Genomic DNA, 21,406 nt, shown 5'->3' with positions numbered 1-21,406 from the left:
ATCTGCCATACAAAATAATTCTGTAACTTTGTCCTCGGTGATCATAGCGATTATTGTTTGTAATACTTTGTAATTGAACACTATAAAGTTACAACAATTTTCGCTAATCACCAAATTTACAAATAGTTATAATTCATCGAACTCACGTTAAAATACTATGAAAAATTTAATTCTGCCGATAGGTCTTTTGTCACTTTACTCATCGGCTTTTGCACAACAAATGCCTGAGCGTCCTAACGTGTTACTTATTTACGCCGATGATATCGGTTATGGAGATTTAAGTTGTAATGGTACGTCGGCTGTACGTACTCCCAATGTTGAGAAACTGGCTTCCGAAGGAATACGTTTTACAAATGCTCATTGTGCCGCTGCTACAAGTACTCCTTCGCGTTATGCTTTGTTAACCGGTGAGTATGCTTGGCGCAGAGAAGGGACTGGCATTGCAGCAGGAAATGCAGCCATGATTATAACCCCCGAACGTTATACCATTGCTGATATGTTTAAGGATGCGGGATATCAGACAGGGGTAGTAGGAAAATGGCATCTCGGATTGGGGAATGAAACCGGCAAGCAGGACTGGAATGGAGTAGTTAAGCCTAATCCGGCAGATCTTGGTTTCGATTATTCTTATATTATGGCGGCAACTGCTGACCGTACTCCGTGTATCTTTATGGAAAATGGCAGAGGGGTTGGTCTGGACCCTAATGATCCTGTGTATGTAAGTTATACAGAGAATTTTCCCGGTGAACCTACAGGGAAGGATAATCCGGAACTGTTGCGTATGTTTCCTTCGCACGGACACGATCAGTCTATCGTCAATGGTATTTCACGTATCGGATATATGAAAGGTGGAAAGAGTGCTTTATGGCGGGATGAAGACATAGCCGATAGTATAACGGCTCATGCCATCCGTTTTATAGAGAAGAGTCAGCAGTCTAAAGAGCCTTTCTTCCTCTATTTGGCTACAAACGATATTCATGTGCCTCGTGTACCTCATCAGCGTTTTGCCGGTAAGAGTGGGTTAGGCCCTCGGGGGGATGCATTGTTGTCTTTCGACTGGACTGTGGGGCAGGTGATGGAAACATTGAAAAAGCTGAATCTGGATGATAATACGATTGTGATTCTTTCGAGCGACAATGGAGCCGTTATAGATGACGGTTATCAGGATCGGGCAGTAGAGTTATTAGGGGATCATAAGGCCACTGGTGTGTATAGAGGTGGTAAGTATAGCAGTTATGAAGGCGGGACACGTGTCCCATGCATTATACGCTGGAAGGGACAGATTACCCCCGGAGTTTCGGATTATTTGGTTAGTCAGGTTGACTGGTTTGCATCGTTTGCTTCGATGTGTGGAGTCGAGCTTCCGGTAGGGAGTGCACCCGATAGTGAAAATCACTTGAATTCATGGTTTGAATCTAATGCGAAGGGACGTATTTGGACGGTAGAACATAATGTGCAGAATAACTTGTCGATAACGGATGGTGTGTGGAAGTATATTCCTGCGGCAAATGGTCCGGCAATTAATAAGGAGACCAACACTGAACTGGGAAATAATCCGGCTGAGGATCAGTTGTATAATTTGTTGTCCGATCCGGGTGAACGGATCAATGTGGCAGACGGAAATCAGGAACTTGTCCAAAAAATGCGTAGTGAACTTGTGCGCATCATAGAAAGTGGGCAGCATATTCAATCTGGGTATTTTATTTCGAAATAAGTTTCTTTATATGTAGTCGCCAACGGGCTGTTGGTTTCGTGTTCCAGATTGACGAGAGAAACCAACAGCTTGTTGGGACATTGTTTGCCGATATAACCCACTGGTAGATTCTCCGTGTGTTCCATCACGTCCTCCTTTCTTTATGAGGTTATACTTCGGTTATCGTTCTTGAAAGTGCGATTTCTCGCCAAGCCCATTGATGCGAGCATCATGGGTCTTCTGGCTTACGAAATCGTTCCGTTACGGGCGGAATTTTTCCCGCCCGACGGTTCACTGTTTCTTCAATGTAGGCAATGCTCCGGTGAGTTCGTAACGCCACTCTGAGCCTGCGTTCTGCAAGGCGGTGTTCATGGCATCAACGGCCTCCTTCCAGTTGACGGTCGTGCCGTCCACCTTGATGGGTGTGCCTATGCTGGCGTTGTCCTTGCCGATACCATTGCCATCATAGTCGCTCCAATAGCAGGCGGTTAGGACACCACCAGTATTCTGTCCTATAGCACCTCCGATGTTGCCTTGTCCGGTAATGGTACCGGAGGCATGGTAACAGGCAGTGATAGTGCCGGTGGTGCTATTTCCTACAGCACCGCCGGCATTTGCTGCATATTCTGTTCTTGTTGCCACCACGTCGCTTGTGGAATAGCAGGCGGTAATGAAGCCGTCAGTTATAACGCCTAATACACCACCAACACTACTTTCTCCTTGGACGGTGGCTGAAGATGAGCAACCAATGATGTCGCCATGTTCTCCAGTTCCAAGTGATCGAGAATATCCAACTACTCCACCTGCCACTGTAAGAGAGGCCGTCACGCTGCCGCCCTCAACCGAGCATCCAATAACGGTACCCAGACTGGCTCCTGCTATGGCACCAACTTCGCTTTCTCCAGATATATTCACATTCTTCAGCTGCACATTCTTCACCGTGCCACCTTTATCTATACAACCAATCAATCCTACAGCAAATCTTGCTTGATTGATCGTAAGTCCGGAGATGGTATGGCCTTGACCGTCGAATGTACCGGTATATCCGGTATAGACATAGTTTATATTGCTGCCTATCGGCGTCCACTCTTTGCCAGTAAGGTCAATGTCGGCGATTAGGGTACAATTTATCGACAGGTCATTCCGTGCGGCTTCGTTCCATTCCAGCAGGCCGTTGGCGTTGTAAACTTCGTAGGTCTTGCCGTCAGCAGACAGGTTATATCCCTTGTCATAATTCAGTGTGATATTGTAGAACTTGCCCGCCTCGGGTGTGAAGGCGGCGGAGAGGTTGCGTTCCTCGGTGCCGTTTGCCCTCAGTTTCTTGATTTCGTAGCCGGACACCACGTTCGCCTCCCAGCAGGTGATGGTTGCGCCGTTCTCGGTGTATTCGCACTTCTTCATCTCTATCCAGCCCTCTTGCGAGCCCTGTCCGGCATTGCCTTTTTCGTAGGTACACTGTGTATAGGTATAGAGCTGAAGGCTTTGCACCTTGCCGAGTGCATCGTCCGAAGGCGTGATGCGTACCTTCGCCAGAGCGTGGGTGAAGTTCAGCGTGACGGGATCCGGATATTTGCCCGTGCCCGTACCGCCCAGCAGATAAGCAAGACTTTGGCTCTGGTTGCCGAGGTCGATGGTGCCGTCCGTGGCGGGGTACCAGGCGGTGACGGTGTGGTCGTTGCGGTCGCTCCAGTACAGGGGTGTTTCGGCTCTGACGGTGTGGTCGTCCTGCACGGTGTAGGTGCCGACCTCTTCCTTGCCGTCTATCTGCACGGCGAACCGGTCGCCCGCGTCGAACACGCTGCCCGTGCCGTCCGCAATCTCGCTGACGCGCGTCTGCGGTGCGCCCCAGGGCTGCGCCTCGCCGCCCTCCACGCCAAGGGTGATGCGGGCTATCTCAAGGGGGTATTGTCCTTCGGGCAGACGGTTGCCGTCCGCCAGTTCGTCCGTCGTGCAGGCAGCCGTGGCAAGGAGCAGCGCGGCTGCTGCCGGGTAAGTAAAATGTTTCAATAAGTTCATATCGCTTCTAAGTTTTATGTTTCCAATACTACTTACAAGCGTTCCGAACAAAAGAATGATAAGGAAAGAAAATGATTATTTCAGCAACTTCCGGTTTGTGTCTTCCAAAATGCGCATCTGCTGTATGGCTATCCGGTTCAGTTTGACGAGCCGTTCGCTCTGGGACAGTCCTTCGTTGATGAGCACGGCATTCAGGCTTTCCATGTTCGACAGGCATATCAGTTCGTTTATGCCTGCATAGTCACGGATGTTGCCTTTCAAGTCTGGATGGGCATCGCGCCATTCAAGTGCCGTCATGCCGAAGAGGGCGACATTCAGCACGTCAGCCTCGCTGGCATATATGCGGCTTGCCTGCTGCGCCGTTACTTCCGCTGGAATGAGATTTTGCTTGATGGCATCCGTGTGAATGTGGTAGTTTATTTTAGAGAGTTCTCGCTTGGCCGACCATCCCAGCAAAGTCTGTTCCTGCTCTTTTAACCTCTGGAACTCCTTGACAAGATACAGCTCGAACTCCACGGAAACCCAGCTGGCAAACTTAAACGCGATGTCGCGCTGCGCATACGTCCCGCCTCCGGCACCGTTTTTCGACAGGATGCCGACAGCCCCGGTCAGTTCCACCCACCTTGAAGGACTCATGGTGAACGCATTGCTGCCCGCTTCTGCTAAAAGGGGGTCGAATTCGACCCCTTTAAACGCAGGGTTGTTCAGCTGCTCCCACAGTCCGAGGTATTCCAGCGTGTTCTTCAGCCGCATCCAGTTCTTCACCACGTCTTTAGGCTCGGCAGGATTTTTCTGGCGGGCGATGTCCGTGATGCAGATGTAGTCGATGCCGTTATGCTGCAAGGTTCTGATGGTGGTACCTTTCACCTGGAGGGACGATTTCTTTGCCATAGTATTCTTTTTCTTTTGATTACGTTAACAAAAATAGCCCTTTTCCGGCAATAATCATTCTGTTTCCTATACAATCTTTTTAAAGAACGCTTATTTTGTGCTGCCGCCGCCTGCGAAAACGGCCGTCGCACCATATTGTCTATGGGCAGCTCCGGCTTGTCGCTTGCGCCGGGGCAGCTGTATGTGGAACTTACAGCGTAGAGTTTGCATTGAACGAATCTCCGTCTTTCCACGGAGTAATTGTGGGTTCGCTCACTTCGATGTCCTTATTATTGAGCGTGATGTTGTAGGTGTAGGCATAGCCTGCTGCATAGAAATTGGCTGTGGGTGTCTCAGGCAGTTTCAGTGTGGCTTTGTAGCTCTGTCCGTTGTAAGACACGCTCAGGTCAAGAGGAATGGTCACTTCCTGCGGTAGAATGATGACTTGCGAAGCGGTGGCGCCGTTAAGCTGCATGTTAATCGGCGAGTTGTCGGCTGCGGTTACGGCAGTCGCGCCGGTAGCCGTGTCGAATGTGCCTTCGTGCTTCAACCCGCCCAACGTGTAGCTGGCAGGTTCCATTCCGTTGAAAATGATGCCATCGCCCGCCTTGAAGGTGAACTTGATGAGACTCATGCAGTGTTGGAAGGAGTTGTCTGGGCCGCCTTTGTCGGTTTTGTCGGTGAAGCTCACCTCTGGGTTGTGGGTGTCGCCCGTGGCTCCCGAGGCAAAGAGGAAGTCGATGCCCGTGCCCTGTTTGTCGGCTGCGGTGCTGACGGTCACCGTTCCGCCCTCAGCCTGATACGGATAGTAGGCATGGAAGGTATGGGTTTCGGTGTCGTCAAAATAGATGACCGTACCGTCAGGCACGAACATACCGTACTCTCTCTTGTAGGGCACGTTGGTAAAGCCTGCGCCGGTGACGCCGATGCGGTCACCTTCGGTCCACTCGGTTCCTTCAGAATTGACGCGGGTAGCGGGCGTAATGTCGGCGATAAACTTGGCGGCTACCGGGCCGTCATTCAGGTTCTCGTTGTCGTTGTTACAGGCGGCAAGTGTCAATGCCAGCGCTGCAAAAGCAAAAAATCTTGTCTTCATTCTGTTTATAGTCTTTAATTGTTAATTTGCATGGGGGCGTTACATTTCCGCACTGGCATCGCCACCTTCCACATCGTGCCACGGTGAAATTGTGGCTTCGCTGACTTCGAGCTCTTTGTTGCGTACCTTGACGGTATAGGTATAGTTGTTGCCCGCCTGCAGTGCGCCTTCGGGCACGGTGAGTATGGCATGATAATTCTGACTTCTGTAATTCACAGTCAACGGCAGGGATGCAGTTGTCTGCGGGAAGAGGATGACCGATGACGTGAGGTTGCCGTCTGCCAGCTCCATGGTCAGTTCTCCGGTCTGTGTCCCGTCGTCTGCGGTGGCAATGCCGTCGGCCGTGTTGAACGTACCGGTGAGTATCAATCCGTCCAGCGTGTAACGTTCAGGCTTGATCACACTGAAATCCACGCCGTCGCTCGCCTCGAAGGTAAGGGTTATCTGGCTCATGCGGTGGTGGAAGGAGTTGTCTGCACCGCCATCCTTCGTTTTGTTGGTGAAGCTCACCACCGGGCTGTTTTTGTCTCCCGTGGCTCCTGAAGCAAAGAGGAAGTCGATGGCAGGCTGGTTCTGCTGCGCCGTGGCATCGGTCGTGGCTGCGAGGGTGCCTCCCGCCGCGTTGTACGGATAGTAGGCGCGGAAAGTATGGGTCTTTGCATCTTCGATATAGATGACCTTTTCTTCTGCCTCAAATGTTCCGTTCTTCAGGATATAAGGCACGTTGTCGTACCGCGTACCGATGTCGGTGATGCCGATACGGTCGCCGGCGTCCCAGGTAGTTCCGTTGGCGCGGGTGGCGGGGGCGATGTCGGCGATAAACCGGGCGGCCACGGGATCGTCATTGTTCAGAATCTCGTTGTCGTTATTGCAGGCTGCCAGTGCGAGGGCGAGCGCTGCAAGTGCAAGGTGTCTTATCTTCATCATTGCTTATAAGTGTTAAAGTTGTTAATAATCAGTTCTTATAAGCGTTCCTTGGCATAAAGGGAAAAACGAACGTCCCGCCATATTCCACAAAAGGAACATGGCGGGACGGGAAACCTTAGACCTATAAAGCGGTCTTAAAGCATGGCGGCGTGCTTGCGCACCTCCTTGAGCCGCTCCATGAACGATGGGTTGTCAGCAGCCTGCCGCATGTTGTATTTCATCTGCAGACGCATCAGCGAATCTGCCGGTATATTGAGAACCGCCTCGAAGAGCATGGCCGTCTGAGCCGTAACAGGGCGGCGACAGTTAAGAATATCGTTCAGCATCTTGTATGAGATGCCCATCTGCTCTGCCAGCCTGCGCTGCGACAGTTTACGGTACTCAACTTCTTCTTTCAGCACTTCACCCGGGTGAGTAGGATATGCCGCCTTAAGGTTGTTGGCAATCATATTCGGATCTGTTCCTTGTATCTCAATCATAATCTGTCACTTATTTATAATGGTTCGACAAATCTGTTATATTGCATATTGTAGCTATGGTTTCGCCTTCCTTTGTCCGTTCCTCAAACTCGATGCGGTACTGGTCATTGACCCTTACTGACGAAAGTCCAGCCTTGTCGCCTTTCAGCTTCTCATAATTCAGCGAATTATATCTCATAAGCCCTTGTACGTTGGATGTCTCCATCATTACATCGATTACGCGGATATATTTGCGCACCACTTGCGGTTGATAGCGGTGTTTTTTGTCAGTATGTCCTGTAACATACATTTCTTGCAAATATTTTTCGTTGAATATGATTTCTATATATTCTGGTTAGTCCACGTGGTAAAGATAGTGAAAGGCGAGAGCAAAGTCAAGCGAAAACGCAGTTTTCAGATTGTTCTATGCCGAGGCGACTCATATTTTTTACAAAAAAAGTAAATTATTTGCAATAGTCCACTAATTAAGTGGATTTATTTTGCATGTCTGCCATCAGTTTCCCGTTTTCCCAATATGTCAAAGAACGCGTAAGTAGAGTCAGAGTCCATTTTCCAAATCATAATTGGATCGCCTTCTTAGTTCCATCGCATGACTGTCTACAGATCCGCATCTACGTCTCCACCGTATCTCTGTGTCCAGTCCGTGATTTCGAACGTGGAGAGCTCGGCTTCTTCCGGTGTCTCTACAAGCGTTCCGCCGAGGGTCAGCGATTCGCCCTTTCCGGTGTTGAACTCCTTGAGAGCTTCCGTAAGGTCGCTTTTCAGCGTGGTGGAGGTCGGGTTGCCGTCAGCATAGCGGATTTCGCCCGTCAGCAACTGTTCCGTGCCGGTCACACCCAGCAGCCGCACCGTGGCTTTCCACTTGCCGGCATCGGCCCCTTCGGTAATCTTTGTGAAGGGCAGCACGACGTTCGAAGCGGCTCCGTAGGTATCGGTAGCGAAGTCGAGTGTCCCGGCTGCACCCGTCAGATGGGCAACAATCTCCGTGATGCGTCCGGCGGCATCACCCGTCGGTTCGACGACAAGCGTCAGCTCGCGCACCTGCTGCTTCATCGCGGCGGTCAGCGGATAGTCCTTGTCTTTCTCGATGCTCAACTGTTCCGTATAGGTGAAGAACCATCCCGGAGCATTGTTCACAAAGGCATCCGTACCTGCTCGGTTTCCCGTGGCGGCGGCAACGGTGGCGGTGGTACCGTTCACCGTGATTCCTTCAGCTGGGTTCCACACCGCGAGTGTGTAGCTGCCCGGAGCAAACAGATGGTCGGGAGCATGGGTGGCGGAAGTCTCCGTATCCGTATAGTCGCCCATGGTGACCGTCCATGTGGCAGGTATGTCGATGCCCTCACCGCGGGCCGACCAGTCGGCTGTCACCGCAATCTTCCCGTAGTCGGGATGCGGCGTGTCATAAAGCGTGTCCTTCACGCAGGAAGAGAGCAGCACGGCGGCTGCCATTCCCATCATATTGATATATTGTCTTGCTTTCATATTCGATTCCTCTCAGTTAAGATTTTCAATCTTCAATAAACGCTGCGCCTCGGCATAACCGGAACAAGTTCCGTTCTGCTCTCGGCTTGCAGTTTATTTAGAATAACTTCCATACCAATGTCACACCGGCATTGATGGGTCCCCACCAGTCCTTTGTTTCGTTGCCGCGGCGCACGCGCACACCGTCGATGACTTCATATTTCTCATAGTCTGTATTCAGGTAGCCCAGACCGAGGTTGAAATCAAGATCTAATGCCTTGTTCAGCCGCAGCCGGTAGCCGGCAGTGATGCCGCCACCCATCAGGTCGCCCTGCTTGCCCGTTTCGGAGAGCTTGTAGTTGAACTGTCCGGCCTTGAACATAGCACCCAGATACCAGGCTTTCTTTTCTCCCATATAGTAACGCACTTCCGGAGCCACTTCCCAGAGTGCATAGCGGCGGTCCTTGTCGCTCCAGCTCCAAGAAGTCCACGAGCCGTTTACGGCAATGCCCCACGACGGGCAGATGCGCCATTCAAGTCCTAAATCGGGTGTCAGGGTAGCCCAACGCAGCAGGTTGGCACGTAGAGAGAGATGATAATCAGTTGGTTTTTTGGTTTCCGACGGCATGTCGGTAAGGGTATTTGGTTGGGCTTCTTCCGCTTTACGCTGTTCTTCGGCAAGCCGTTCTTGTTCGGCACGCTTCTCGGCTGCCAGACGTTCGGCCTCAGCCTTGCGTCGTGCCTCTGCTTCCGCATCAGATACAATAGCCTCCCTTACAGGAACCGTCAGGCGCACGGTGACGAAATCGCCCTCTGTCGCATGGTTGCGGGTGATGAAGTTTTCTTCTTTTATTCCTGCGCGTGTAATCAGTTCCGATTTTACACGGTTGGAACGGATTTTCGCCGTAGCCAGATTCTCGGTTTCGCTGCCCAATGACTTGCAATAGCCGTCAACCAGCAGCGGCAGTCTGCTGTCAAGAATGTCCGTTCGGTTGCTTTCGATGCATTTTAGCAGGCGGGCAAGCTCTATGTTATTTCCACTCCATGGCACATAGAACATATCCTTCTGCGGAACGAACCAGAAGGTGTAGGTCGTGTCTGCTTTTTGCTGTGCCATTGTTGGCAATAATAGTGCAAACATTAGTAAAACAGTAGTCATTAACCTTTTTAATAGCATCATAAATTATTGATTTTTAATACAGCTTAGTCAATCTTATTGGACAAAGTAAAATAAAAAAATTATTAATCCTTGGCTTGGAATAATAAAAAAATCGTTTTGTCCGTTTGACAAATTTTTGCTGTTTAGGCAACCCGCCGGTTGTCGTTTGAGCTATTTTTTGTTATTTAGGCTATAGGAAGACTGTAAAATTATTTTGTTTCAGAACCTTGATTTCCGCCATTTAGCAGGAGAAATACCTTCTTTTTCTCTAAAGATTCTTATAAAATGGCTTAGAGATAAAAAGCCTGATTTTTCGGATATTTCGGCAATGGTTTGCTCTGGATATTGAATCATCAGACGTTTAGCATATTCAATGCGGTAAGCGGTTATCCAGTCGCGGAAAGACTGATGGTATGCAGTTTTGATATAGTTTGAGAGGTATGTACGATTTGTATGAAGTGTTTCAGCAAGTTCTTTGATAGTGAGACCTTGGCGTATGAAACCATCTTCATCCAACCATTTTTTTATGTTTTCTGCTATATCTGTGTAACAAGAGGGGGATAATGTTTCTTTGTTTTCTGATGTTTCTTCTTCCAATGCACGCTCTATCGGTTCGTAGAACAATAAATAGTTCATATAAGAATGATACAGGTAAATATAAAAAGGAATGGAAGAAAGAATCCATATAAAAATATACCGGTCTGGAAGGAAGGTAAGTATTCCGCAACTTACACCAAAAATGGCAGCCCAGTATGTAAAGATGGAAAGCCAGCGTATGTATGCACCAATATCATCGGCATGGGTGTCGTCGAAAAGTCTGACAGCACGCCGGTATGCCAGAATTAGACGGCGTGCCAGCCGGATGCCATACGCAAACAGCCATGTTGCCATACATAGAAGTGCGGAGTTCTGTATCGTTCCCTTGGGCAGATAAAACAGTACGCATCCTGCCAGAATTGTAAACAGCACCCATAGCGTTATGTGTTGTATAAAACGTCGGCGCGTGATGTAAAAGCGGTCAAGCAGTGAAGTCAGAGCAGAACTGAAAAGCCAGTAGCATAAAAAGTAGGTAGACAAGTTCATCAGAATGGCTGCATTGTGGCTGGTAAAGCGAATGCCACAGAACAGATGTACTGCATAGTTTGCCGAAAGTACAAGAAGCGCCGTACCCATTGTACGGCGTGAGCGAAGGTAATTTCTGAAAATAGATTTGTCGGGCGTCTGGGCAAAGATAAAATAGAAGCCGAAAAAAATCATTAGCGCCAATGCCGTGCAAAGTGAATATTCATATAACAGGTGGTTCATACAATTGAGTTATGCTTTTTCAGGCTTATTTCCCGGATGTTTTTTATAAGTACGTTTCTTGCTTTTGTTTCTGCCTGCAGAATTTTTTTTGTGAGTTTCCTTCGGTGCGTACTTTGGGGATTCTCCCAGTTCGTAGGGAACAGGTATCTTGTAGATATCTTTCTCCAGAAAATTTTCTATTTGTTTAAATTTGCTTTGTTCTGTTTCGCTGACGAAAGTAATGGCACATCCGTCATTGTTGGCACGTGCAGTACGGCCAATTCTGTGCACATAGTCTTCACTGTCGTTGGGAACGTCGTAATTGATGACCAATCTGATGTCGTCTATATCGATACCACGTGCTACGATGTCGGTTGCTACCAGCATGTTGATACGTCCGTTACGGAATTCATGCATAATGGCATCACGCTGGCTCTGTTCAAGGTCGGAATGCATTTCTCCTACATTCAGGTTCATTCGTTTCAACGATTTAGCGACTTCTTTTACTTTTAACTTGGATGATGCAAAAATGATAACTCGTTCAGGCTTTTGCTGGCTGAACAGGCTTTCTATGATGCCTAACTTTTGGGCTTCGTAGCATATATAAGCTGCTTGTATTATTTTTTCGGCCGGCTTTGATACTGCCAGCTTTATTTCTACCGGATTTTGCAGTATCGTTTTTGCAAGTTGCTGTATTTTGGCAGGCATTGTAGCCGAAAACATAATGGTTTGTCGCTCTTTGGGCAGATATTTAACTATTTGCATGATATCATCGGCAAATCCCATGTCCAGCATACGGTCGGCTTCATCAAGAATAAAGAAGGAAACTTTCGATAAATCTACATATCCTAAACTTAAATGGCTGATAAGACGTCCCGGTGTGGCAATAACCACATCTGCCCCCAATGTCAGACCTTTCTTTTCCTGCTCAAAGCGTACTCCATCGTTTCCTCCATAGATGGCTACGCTTGAAACCGGCATAAAATAAGAAAAGCCTTCCATTTGCTGGTCTATCTGTTGTGCCAACTCACGGGTAGGGGACATGATGACGCAATTTATGGCATCGGCCGGATAACCTCCTTTACTCAACTGGTTGATGACAGGTAATAAATAAGCTGCCGTTTTGCCCGTTCCGGTTTGAGCTACACCTATTAAATCTTTCCCTTCCAGAATGACAGGTATAGTCTGCTCTTGTACCGGAGTACACTCCTGAAAGTTCATGGCATCGAGTGCCTGTAGTACACTATCTTCTAAGTTCAGTTCTGAAAACTTCATATATTGTTTCTCAAATAAATTAACTATTTCCTCGCTCGTCGAGGTATGAATCCTTAAATCCTAAAAAGTATAATACTCCGTCCAGTCCGATGGTGTTTATTGACTGCTTGGCATTGGCCTTCACCTTGGGCTTGGCATGAAACGCAATGCCTAAGCCTGCAACCGAAAGCATTGGCAAGTCATTGGCTCCATCTCCTACAGCAATTGTCTGTGCGATATCCACGTTTTCTACCTGTGCAATAAGCTGTAATAGTTCGGCTTTGCGTTTTCCGTCTACAATATCGCCTACGTAACGTCCTGTAAGCTTTCCATCTACAATTTCCAGATTGTTGGCGTATACATAATCGATGCCGAAACGTTCTTTCAGGTAGTTGCCGAAATATGTAAATCCTCCTGATAAAATGGCTATCTTATATCCGTAACGTTTCAATACATACATCAAGCGTTCTACTCCTTCTGTGATAGGTAAATGTTCGGCAATATCTTTCATGACGCTTTCATCCAGTCCCTTAAGCAGGGCAACACGTTCTTTGAAACTTTCCCGGAAATCTATTTCCCCTCGCATGGCGCGTTCGGTTATTTCTTGTACTTGCTTGCCTACACCTGCACGTTTTGCCAGCTCATCTATGACTTCAGTTTCTATCAGAGTGGAATCCATATCGAAGCAGATTAGCCTTCGCATCCGGCGATACATGGTATCTTTCTGGAATGAAAAATCCATCTCCAGTGTACTGCTCAGCCGCATTAAGTCTCTTTGCAATTCGTCTATATCGTGAGGAGTACCACGAACTGAAAATTCAATGCAGGCACGTACTTTTGCCTTACGCTCGTCTAAGGGAACACGGCCGGTCAAACGTCTGATAGCATCTATATTCAATCCCTGTTCTGCCAGAATCTTAGTTGCTCCAGCTATTTGCTGAGCTGTAAGTTTACGTCCCAATAGTGTCAGAATATAGCGGTTTTTCCCTTGCATGTTTACCCATTCCTCATATTCTTCCCGTGAAATGGGGTAGAAACGGATGTTGATTCCTAATTCCGATGCTTTGAAAAGCAAATCTTTCATGATATTGCCTGAATCTTTTTCACAGCACTTGAAAAGAATGCCTAACGAAAGTGTGCTGTGAATGTCAGCTTGGCCAATATCCATTATGTCTACATCGTATCCCGAAAGAATTTCGGTGATGGAAGCGGTTAACCCCGGACGATCCAGTCCGCTGATACGTATGAGTACGAGTTCAGTAGTTGTTTTATCCATGTATATAATGCTGATATTAATTGCAAATATACTGTTTTCTTGCTTTTCTACCCATAAAGTCACACAGATTTGTGAATTGTCTTAAAAAATGAAAATATAAAAATATGTTGCAAAACATAAAAAGTAGCATCTTTATTAGGCAATGAAAGAAAAAGTAGTTATCTTTGCGACAGATTTCTCAAGATAATGAAGTTTGTTCTTTGTAAAAAGATGTACTTCATCAGGCAATGTTCCGGGTAGAAATCACTGTGAAAGGGCAGTCCCGGATAGTATTAACTAAAATCAAATTACATGGTTAAAAGTGTAAAATGGTTTTTTGTTGTATTAATTTTAGGTTCCCTAATCTCTCTGAGCTTTAGCAAGGAGAGCGTTCCAGCAGAGAAACTGAAGCTGGGTGATGAAGCCCCTCAGTTGATGCTTTGCGATTCTGTGCAGTTGCTCAATCTGCACAATGCCCGTGAGGGTTACACTTTATTGAGCTTCTGGGCAAGTTACGATGCGGCGTCCAGAGAAAAAAATGCTGCATTGGCGCATCTGGCAGAAAAATATAGCCAGATAAAGTTGATTTCTGTTTCTTTTGACCGCTATGCATCGGTTTTTAATGCAACGGTAAAGCAGGATGGATTGGCAGAATCCGACTGTTATGTAGAAACAGATGGTTCCGATTCGGAGATTTTCCGGGCGTACGACCTGGAGCGTGGCTTTAAGAATTATCTGATAAACAGCCGCGGTATAATTGTGGCTAAGAACGTTACCACAGCCGAATTGGCTTCTTTCCTGAATTGATTTCGGGTAGGAAGGTGGAGGTAGAAAATTTTTGAATACAACAAAAAGCAAAAAGTTGCCCTCTGTACGGATTTTCCGGGAGTGGGCAACTTCTTTTTTATATATAATATATAAGGTGTATTTATTTCTTTTCTGTATCTCTGGCGGAGAATAAAGTCTTGTATAATAATTTATGATTAGCCTTATCTATCTGTTGTTTGTCCAGCGGTTTGATGTATATGCGTGTAGTTCGTTCCGAGGTATGCCCTAATCCTTCGCTGATAACAGGCATTGGGATTCCACACTCTCGTGCCAAAGTTGCCCATGTGTGGCGTGACACATACGACGATAAGCTATATTTTAATCCCAATAAAGTTCCCAGACGGTTGAGTCGTTTGTTATATAATCCCAACTGATAGCGATATTCTTTATAGCACTGTTCGGCTTCCGTACTTGTCAATATCGGAAACAAGTAATCGGCTTGTGAGATGCCACGATATCGGTTGATAATTTTATAAGCAGGCTTTTCCAATCGCACGGATAGGTGTTGGTGTGTTTTGCTGCGCTGGTATTTTAGATAGCCGTTTTCTATGTGTGAATATTGCATATAGGCAATATCTATAAACGAGATGCCACGGGTATAAAAGCTAAATAAGAAAATATCTTTTGTCAGTTGCATTGCCGGATTAGAAGTACAGTCCAGTTCAGAAAGTCTTCGAATGAGCATACATGATACGGCTCTTTTACGTGTAATTTCTGTACCTGTGAAGACATTATTGAAAGGAAATTGCTGGACTACCAGTTGCTGGTCGACGGCTTTGTTATAAATAGCCCTTAATGAACGCATATAGCATGAAATCGTGTTTAGGCTGCATTCCCGGGATTTCAGGAAGTTTTCGAAGTTGGAGATAAATTGTGCTGTAATGCGATTGAAAGGAAGTATGGGAGATTCTGTATACTCTTGCAGGCGTTTGATAGCTGTACGGTGGTTGTGCGAGGTATTATACCTGTGATTAAGTTCTAACTCATTGGCTTCATGGTTGGCAAATCCAAAGAAATCTGGTAAGGAGATATTGCTGCCGGAAACGGAGTGGGGGGACGTCTTATTGTACTTGTTGGGTATGAGTTGAGCCGATTGCTTAAGTTCTTCATAAATAAGTTGAATAAGTTCCTTGTTGCACGCTTGATTTTCTTCCTCGAAAGAAATTTGTAGATTAATGGTTACTGTGTACATGGTTTATATCATTTAAGTTAGTTGATAAAGAGCAATATAAACCATCAAGTGGTAGTTGTGTTCTACGACGGATACATTTCAGGCATATAATGTACGAGGAAAATGTGAGCCCCATAGCATTATATGCCTGAAAAGATAGTATACTGTTTTATTTAGGTGCTTTACGATACAGGTAGATGGCAATAAAAAGATATAGCACATTGGGTATCCATACTGCAATGGCAGGCGACATATTACCGTTTATGGCGAAGGTCGATGAGATAGTCTGGAACAGAATATACGAAAAACTAAGTCCCAGTCCGATACCCAGATGCAGTCCCATGCCGCCTTTTACCTTACGGGACGATAATGATAGTCCGATAGATGTCAGGATAAATGCGGCAAACGACATGGCAATACGCCGATGATATTCTACCTCAAATTCTTTAATGTTGGCAAAACCTCGTTGCTTTTGTTTGGTGATATATTCCCGAAGCTGCGGACTGGTCATTGTTTCCTGCTGTCCACGTGTAATCAGAAAATCCTGAGGTTCCATATTGATGATAGAATCCAGACGGTCGCCCCGCGTGATGTGTTCGCGCATACCTTTCATTTCGCGTATCATGTAATCTCTGATGATCCAACGGTGATACATGGTTGTATCATACGTTGCCCGGCGAGCTGTAAGGTGTGATACAAGTTTATGATCTTCGAATTTGTCCAGCGAAAAATGATAGCCACTCTTGCTGTAGGCGTCATATCTTTCCATATAAGCGACCACTCCACTGTCTACTTCCAACTGGATATTTCGTGCGTAGTCTGCCGATTTCTTCTTCTTGTAGAGCTCTTCAAACCTCAGACGGGTAACACTTCCTGTTGGAATTACTTCCGTACCCAGAACAAATGTTACGGCCGAAATGATGGCAGCCGAAATCATATACGGTACCATGAGTCGTTTAAAACTCATTCCGGTAGAAAACATGGCAATGATTTCGGAGTTTTCCGCCAGCTTTGAGGTGAAGAAGATTACCGCGATAAAAACGAACAACGGGCTGAACAAGTTAGTATAATAAGGTATAAAGTTCAGATAGTAATCAAATATGATTGCTTTCAGCGGTGCCTTATTATTGATAAAGTGGTCAATGTTTTCGTTGACGTCGAATACTACGGCAATAGAGATAATCAAGGCGATGGCGAAAAAGTAGGTTCCCAGAAACTTGACAATTATATAGCGGTCAAGTCTTTTCAGCCATTTCCTTTTTAAAAGTTCTTTCAGTTGGAGTTTGCTTATCAGTTTCATTACCGGAATATTTTATAATCTTGTAGAAATGCGTTTCACCATAGCAGGTTTCCAGGTAGAGAAGTCACCGGCAATGATGTGTTTACGCGCTTCGCCCACCAGCCACAAATAGAAAGCCAGGTTGTGGATAGAAGCTATCTGCAGGGCCAGCAGCTCTTGTGCGTGGAACAGGTGGCGCAGATAGGCGCGGCTATACATTGTGTCTACATACGAAGCTCCGTCGGCTTCGATGGGAGAGTAGTCGTATTCCCATTTCTTGTTGCGCATGTTCATAATGCCGTCTTTGGTAAAGAGCATTCCGTTTCGTCCGTTACGGGTTGGCATTACACAGTCGAACATATCGACTCCGCGTTCAATACCCTCCAGAATATTTACCGGAGTACCTACCCCCATCAGATAACGTGGCCGGTCGGTCGGTAGTATTTCATTGACTACTTCAATCATTTCGTACATCTTTTCAGTAGGTTCGCCTACTGCCAGTCCGCCGATTGCGTTACCATCGGCATTTTTCGATGCGATGTATTCGGCCGAGCGGCGGCGCAAGTCCGGATAAACGCAACCTTGTACGATAGGGAAGAGCGACTGCTGGTAACCGTACTTAGGCTCTGTTTCATTAAAGCGGGTGATACAGCGGTCCAGCCAGCGGTGAGTACGTTCCATCGACTTCTTCGCATATTCGTAATCGGCAGTGCCCGGAGTACATTCGTCGAAAGCCATTATGATATCGGCTCCGATGGTACGCTCAATATCCATCACACGTTCAGGAGTGAACATGTGCTTGGAACCATCGATATGAGAGCGGAACTCTACTCCTTCTTCCTTCATCTTACGGATGCCGGCAAGAGAAAAGACCTGAAAGCCGCCGCTGTCTGTCAGCATCGGGCGGTCAAATCCGTTGAATTTATGCAAACCACCAGCCTTCTCCAGGACATCAAGTCCCGGACGCAGGTAGAGGTGGTAAGTATTTCCTAAAATAATTTGTGCCTTTATATCGTCTTTCAATTCGTGCAGGTGTACGGCTTTTACACTGCCCAGTGTACCTACAGGCATGAAGATAGGCGTTTCTATCTGTCCGTGGTCGGTTGTGATAAGTCCGGCACGGGCATTCGAACGCGGATCAGTATATTGTAATTCGAATTTCATATTCTAAAAACAGGCTTTTACTTTTCTTTCTCTTTTTCTTTTTCGTCGGTTACAGTAAAGTCTATGGCATCGGCTACTTTTTCGTCTGTCAGCGCCAAGGCAAGTACCTCTTTAATATCTTTTACGTAGTGGAAGTTCAGTCCTTTCAGGTATAACGGTTGAATTTCCTCTATATCCTTACGGTTTTCTTCGCACAAGATAATATCGGTGATGCCTGCACGTTTTGCCGCCAGAATCTTTTCACGGATTCCACCTACCGGCAATACCTTTCCACGGAGGGTTATTTCTCCCGTCATGGCCAGATTAGCCTTCACCTTGCGCTGGGTAAGTGCAGAAGCCAGTGAGGTGACCATGGTTATACCCGCAGACGGTCCATCCTTAGGAATAGCTCCTTCCGGCACATGGATATGAATGTTCCAGTTTTCGAAGATTCCCTCCGGCAGGTCGAGCAGATGCGTATGGGCTTTCAGGTATTCCAAAGCCAGCATCGCCGATTCCTTCATGACATCTCCCAGATTTCCTGTGAGGGTAAGGCGTCCGCCTTTACCTTTGCTCAGGCTCGTTTCCACGAACAGAATCTCTCCGCCTACGGCAGTCCATGCAAGTCCCGTAACTACGCCCGCATAATCATTTCCCTGATATTTGTCGCGCGAATATTCGGGAACTCCCAGATATTGGCGGATATCGGCTGGCTTCAGTTCGTGCAATCCTTCGAACTTGTCGCTGGCAATTTCGAGAGCAATCTTTCTCATTACCTTGCTGATCTTCTTTTCCAGTTCACGTACCCCGCTTTCACGCGTATAATTCTCTATGATATACTCGATGGCCGCTTTGGTGAATTTTACATGTTCTTTCTTCAGACCGGTAGCTTCCATTTCCTTTGGAATAAGATGGCGGCGTGCAATCTCGATTTTCTCTTCAGTAATGTATCCGCTCACTTCAATCAGTTCCATACGGTCGAGCAGCGGAGTAGGGATAGTTCCCAGATTGTTTGCCGTGGCAATGAACATTACTTTCGACAAGTCGTAATCCAGATCGATGTAATTGTCGTGGAAAGCATTATTCTGTTCCGGATCCAGTACTTCCAGCATAGCCGAAGCCGGATCTCCCTGACGGTCGCTGCTGAGCTTATCTATTTCGTCGAGGATAATGACCGGGTTTGATGCTTCTGCCTTGATAAGACTTTTGATGATACGTCCCGGCATGGCTCCGATGTAGGTTTTACGGTGTCCGCGTATTTCGGCTTCATCGTGTACACCTCCCAGCGACATGCGTACGTATTTACGCTTCAGGGCTGCGGCGATAGATCGTCCCAGCGAAGTCTTACCGACTCCCGGAGGACCGTAAAGGCAGATAATCGGTGATTTCAAATCTCCTTTCAGTTTCAGCACGGCAAGATGTTCCAGGATGCGTTCCTTTACCTTTTCCAGTCCGTAATGATCCTTGTTCAATATCTTTTCGGCATTAGGAATGTTCAGTACATCGGTAGTATATACATCCCAGGGCAGTGCCAGTAAAGTTTGCAGATAAGTAAGCTGGACGTTATAATCGGGCGACTGAGGGTTGATTCGCTCCAGTTTCGAAACCTCGCGTTCGAAAACTTCAGCCACTTCCTTTTTCCATTTTTTCTTCTTGCCCTTGTCGCGCAGTTCGTCTATCTCGTCTTCCTGACCGCGTCCCAGTTCGTCTTGTATATTCTTGATCTGCTGCTGCAAAAAATATTCCCGCTGCTGTTTGTCCAGGTCTTCCCGTGTACGCATCTGGATATCTTGTTTCAGATTGGCCAGTTTCGTTTCGCGGTTCAAAATCTGTATCAGGCTGTAAAGGCGATCCTTTAACGTGTTTTCGCTGATCATCTGGAACTTGTCTTCTATCGACAGAGGGAAGTTGGTACAGATGTAATTGACAAGAACGTGGTTCTTCGGCAGATTTTTCAGGGCAAAGGCAATGTCGGGACTCATGTGGTCGGCTACATCAATAAAGTTGTTGCTCAGTTCGACGCATGTATCCATGAGTGCCTTGAATTCATCCGAATCCTTAGGCTCCATCTGTTCTTCTATCAGGCTGACCTTTCCTTTCAGGTAAGGACGTGTTTCCGTTGCTTCATCCAGATGCACCTTTACATTGCTGGCCTGCAGGATTACAGTTGTATTTCCGCCCGGCATTTCGAATACGCGCAATACGCGTCCGATAACAGCAACAGGATATAAATCTGCCAGTCCCGGCTCTTCCACTTCCATGACTTTCTGCGTAGCAATGACGATATGTTTCTTTTCCTTCATCGCCTCGTGTACGAGTTTCAGCGTAGTGCGTCTTCCTGCTGTTACAGGCATGACCACGCTTGGAAACATCACCATGTTGCGCAACGTCATGATGGGAATTTCCTTCTCCAGTTCATCGGCAGATAGATTTTCGGGTGCAGTATCTATTTCGGCAACCATTGAGAGTTCATCATCGCCTGCTTTTTTCATCAAACTATCTGTGTCTATTTTTTTTCTTCTTACCATATTCGCGTTTTTGTGTATTTAAAATGAGAGCGTATTTTTACAAAGCTCAGAAACGAGTACAAAGTTAAACATTCCGCTTCGAATACGGAAGCAGATTTGTTGCAAATACAATGTGGCTAACAAAATAAATGCTATTTTTGCGCCCGAAAGCTGCATAATTTATTTATTTTTGACGGAAAATAAGAATTGTAAGTAATATGCCCAATCCATATTTCAAATTCAAACAGTTTACTGTTTACCATGACCGATGTGCCATGAAAGTGGGAACAGACGGGGTGCTTTTAGGCGCATGGACGGAAGTTGCCGGTGCCAAAAGAATTCTTGATGTCGGTACGGGAACAGGACTGATAGCACTGATGATTGCCCAGCGCTCGCAGGCTCCCGTCGTTGGTATAGACATTGATGAACAGGCGGTAGGGCAGGCGCAAGAAAACGTGAAGTCATCTCCCTGGAGAGAACGGATTGATATTTGCCGCAAGGATGTGAGGCAGATGTGCCGGGAAGCCGACGGGACGTTTGATGTGATTGTTTCCAATCCGCCTTACTTCGTGGAAAAAGTTCATTGCCCCGATGCGCGCAGAAATGCAGCCCGCCATACGGCCGGTCTTACCTTTGCCGACCTGCTGGCAGCCGTGGAGAAGCTGCTGGCCGAAGAAGGCGTATTTTCTGTTATCATTCCGGCAGATGCTGCCGACGACTTTATGCTTCTGGCTGCCGACGTACATTTATATCCGGTGCGTAAGACCTTGATACACACTAAACCGGACGCTGTACCCAAACGTGTACTGCTGGCTTTGGGCAGAAAGATAACTGTGTGTGATACGGAACATCTGGTCGTGGAACTTGAGCGACATGTATATAGTCCGGCATATATCGAGCTTACAAAAGATTTTTATTTAAACATGTGATTATTTTCATTTAGGCATGTGGCTTGAATCGTTATGAAGTTCTCTTGAAAAT

General features: G+C 46.8%; 19 protein-coding genes. 3 read left to right on the top strand and 16 right to left on the bottom strand.

The window, feature by feature from the left end; all coding sequences use genetic code 11:
- Positions 1-157 precede the first annotated feature (157 nt).
- A complete protein-coding gene (locus ACZM60_RS06385; protein ID WP_462507542.1) occupies positions 158-1,714 on the top strand; it encodes a sulfatase family protein in 1,557 nt (518 codons plus the stop codon).
- Here the strand turns inward: ACZM60_RS06385 and ACZM60_RS06380 are convergent.
- The 12 genes from ACZM60_RS06380 to serB form a co-directional block, all read right to left on the bottom strand.
- On the bottom strand, positions 1,687-1,839 hold the full coding sequence (locus ACZM60_RS06380; RefSeq protein ID WP_489521074.1) for a hypothetical protein: 153 nt from the start codon (positions 1,837-1,839) through the stop codon (positions 1,687-1,689). The genes ACZM60_RS06385 and ACZM60_RS06380 overlap by 28 nt on opposite strands.
- A 145-nt stretch (positions 1,840-1,984) precedes the next feature.
- Positions 1,985-3,709, bottom strand: coding sequence for a fimbrillin family protein (locus ACZM60_RS06375; protein ID WP_489521073.1), 1,725 nt, complete (start codon positions 3,707-3,709; stop codon positions 1,985-1,987).
- Positions 3,710-3,784: 75 nt separating this feature from the next.
- Entirely contained in the window at positions 3,785-4,600 is an 816-nt protein-coding gene (locus ACZM60_RS06370; protein WP_489521072.1) for a KilA-N domain-containing protein, read from the bottom strand.
- A 190-nt stretch (positions 4,601-4,790) separates the two neighbouring features.
- A complete protein-coding gene (locus tag ACZM60_RS06365; protein ID WP_489521071.1) occupies positions 4,791-5,675 on the bottom strand; it encodes a fimbrillin family protein in 885 nt (294 codons plus the stop codon).
- Positions 5,676-5,714: 39 nt separating this feature from the next.
- On the bottom strand, positions 5,715-6,599 hold the full coding sequence (locus ACZM60_RS06360; protein ID WP_340318608.1) for a fimbrillin family protein: 885 nt from the start codon (positions 6,597-6,599) through the stop codon (positions 5,715-5,717).
- Between the two features lie 137 nt (positions 6,600-6,736).
- Entirely contained in the window at positions 6,737-7,081 is a 345-nt protein-coding gene (locus ACZM60_RS06355) for a HigA family addiction module antitoxin (RefSeq protein ID WP_021970084.1), read from the bottom strand.
- A 10-nt stretch (positions 7,082-7,091) separates the two neighbouring features.
- A complete protein-coding gene (locus ACZM60_RS06350; RefSeq protein WP_489521076.1) occupies positions 7,092-7,406 on the bottom strand; it encodes a type II toxin-antitoxin system RelE/ParE family toxin in 315 nt (104 codons plus the stop codon).
- Between the two features lie 272 nt (positions 7,407-7,678).
- On the bottom strand, positions 7,679-8,566 hold the full coding sequence (locus ACZM60_RS06345; protein WP_489521070.1) for a FimB/Mfa2 family fimbrial subunit: 888 nt from the start codon (positions 8,564-8,566) through the stop codon (positions 7,679-7,681).
- A gap of 97 nt (positions 8,567-8,663) precedes the next feature.
- Positions 8,664-9,725: a DUF3575 domain-containing protein gene (locus tag ACZM60_RS06340; RefSeq protein ID WP_489521069.1), complete on the bottom strand. Its 1,062-nt coding sequence runs from the start codon at positions 9,723-9,725 to the stop codon at positions 8,664-8,666.
- Between the two features lie 198 nt (positions 9,726-9,923).
- Positions 9,924-11,009 carry an AraC family transcriptional regulator gene (locus ACZM60_RS06335; RefSeq protein WP_340318528.1) on the bottom strand — a complete coding sequence of 362 codons (1,086 nt, stop codon included), beginning with the start codon at positions 11,007-11,009 and terminating at the stop codon, positions 9,924-9,926.
- 9 nt (positions 11,010-11,018) lie between these two features.
- Positions 11,019-12,263 carry a DEAD/DEAH box helicase gene (locus ACZM60_RS06330; protein ID WP_021970660.1) on the bottom strand — a complete coding sequence of 415 codons (1,245 nt, stop codon included), beginning with the start codon at positions 12,261-12,263 and terminating at the stop codon, positions 11,019-11,021.
- Positions 12,264-12,282: 19 nt separating this feature from the next.
- Entirely contained in the window at positions 12,283-13,518 is a 1,236-nt protein-coding gene (gene serB / locus ACZM60_RS06325; RefSeq protein WP_340318527.1) for a phosphoserine phosphatase SerB, read from the bottom strand.
- Positions 13,519-13,809: 291 nt separating this feature from the next.
- Here serB and ACZM60_RS06320 point away from each other — a divergent pair, with 291 nt between their 5' ends.
- Positions 13,810-14,304: a thioredoxin family protein gene (locus ACZM60_RS06320; protein ID WP_489521068.1), complete on the top strand. Its 495-nt coding sequence runs from the start codon at positions 13,810-13,812 to the stop codon at positions 14,302-14,304.
- Between the two features lie 121 nt (positions 14,305-14,425).
- Here the strand turns inward: ACZM60_RS06320 and ACZM60_RS06315 are convergent, their stop codons facing one another.
- From ACZM60_RS06315 to lon, 4 genes are all read right to left on the bottom strand, one after another.
- Positions 14,426-15,517 carry a site-specific integrase gene (locus ACZM60_RS06315; RefSeq protein WP_489521067.1) on the bottom strand — a complete coding sequence of 364 codons (1,092 nt, stop codon included), beginning with the start codon at positions 15,515-15,517 and terminating at the stop codon, positions 14,426-14,428.
- A 148-nt stretch (positions 15,518-15,665) separates the two neighbouring features.
- Positions 15,666-16,796: an LptF/LptG family permease gene (locus ACZM60_RS06310; protein WP_021970664.1), complete on the bottom strand. Its 1,131-nt coding sequence runs from the start codon at positions 16,794-16,796 to the stop codon at positions 15,666-15,668.
- A gap of 12 nt (positions 16,797-16,808) precedes the next feature.
- Complete coding sequence (gene tgt, locus ACZM60_RS06305; protein ID WP_021970665.1) at positions 16,809-17,939, bottom strand: tRNA guanosine(34) transglycosylase Tgt; 1,131 nt, start codon at positions 17,937-17,939, stop codon at positions 16,809-16,811.
- Positions 17,940-17,956: 17 nt separating this feature from the next.
- Positions 17,957-20,446: an endopeptidase La gene (lon, locus tag ACZM60_RS06300; protein ID WP_489521066.1), complete on the bottom strand. Its 2,490-nt coding sequence runs from the start codon at positions 20,444-20,446 to the stop codon at positions 17,957-17,959.
- A gap of 197 nt (positions 20,447-20,643) precedes the next feature.
- Between lon and ACZM60_RS06295 the strand changes: the two genes are divergently transcribed.
- Positions 20,644-21,354, top strand: coding sequence for a tRNA1(Val) (adenine(37)-N6)-methyltransferase (locus ACZM60_RS06295; RefSeq protein ID WP_489521065.1), 711 nt, complete (start codon positions 20,644-20,646; stop codon positions 21,352-21,354).
- Positions 21,355-21,406 lie beyond the last annotated feature (52 nt).

This window comes from Phocaeicola sp. (assembly GCF_057861905.1).
This window is presented reverse-complemented; position numbering and strand designations above follow the sequence as displayed.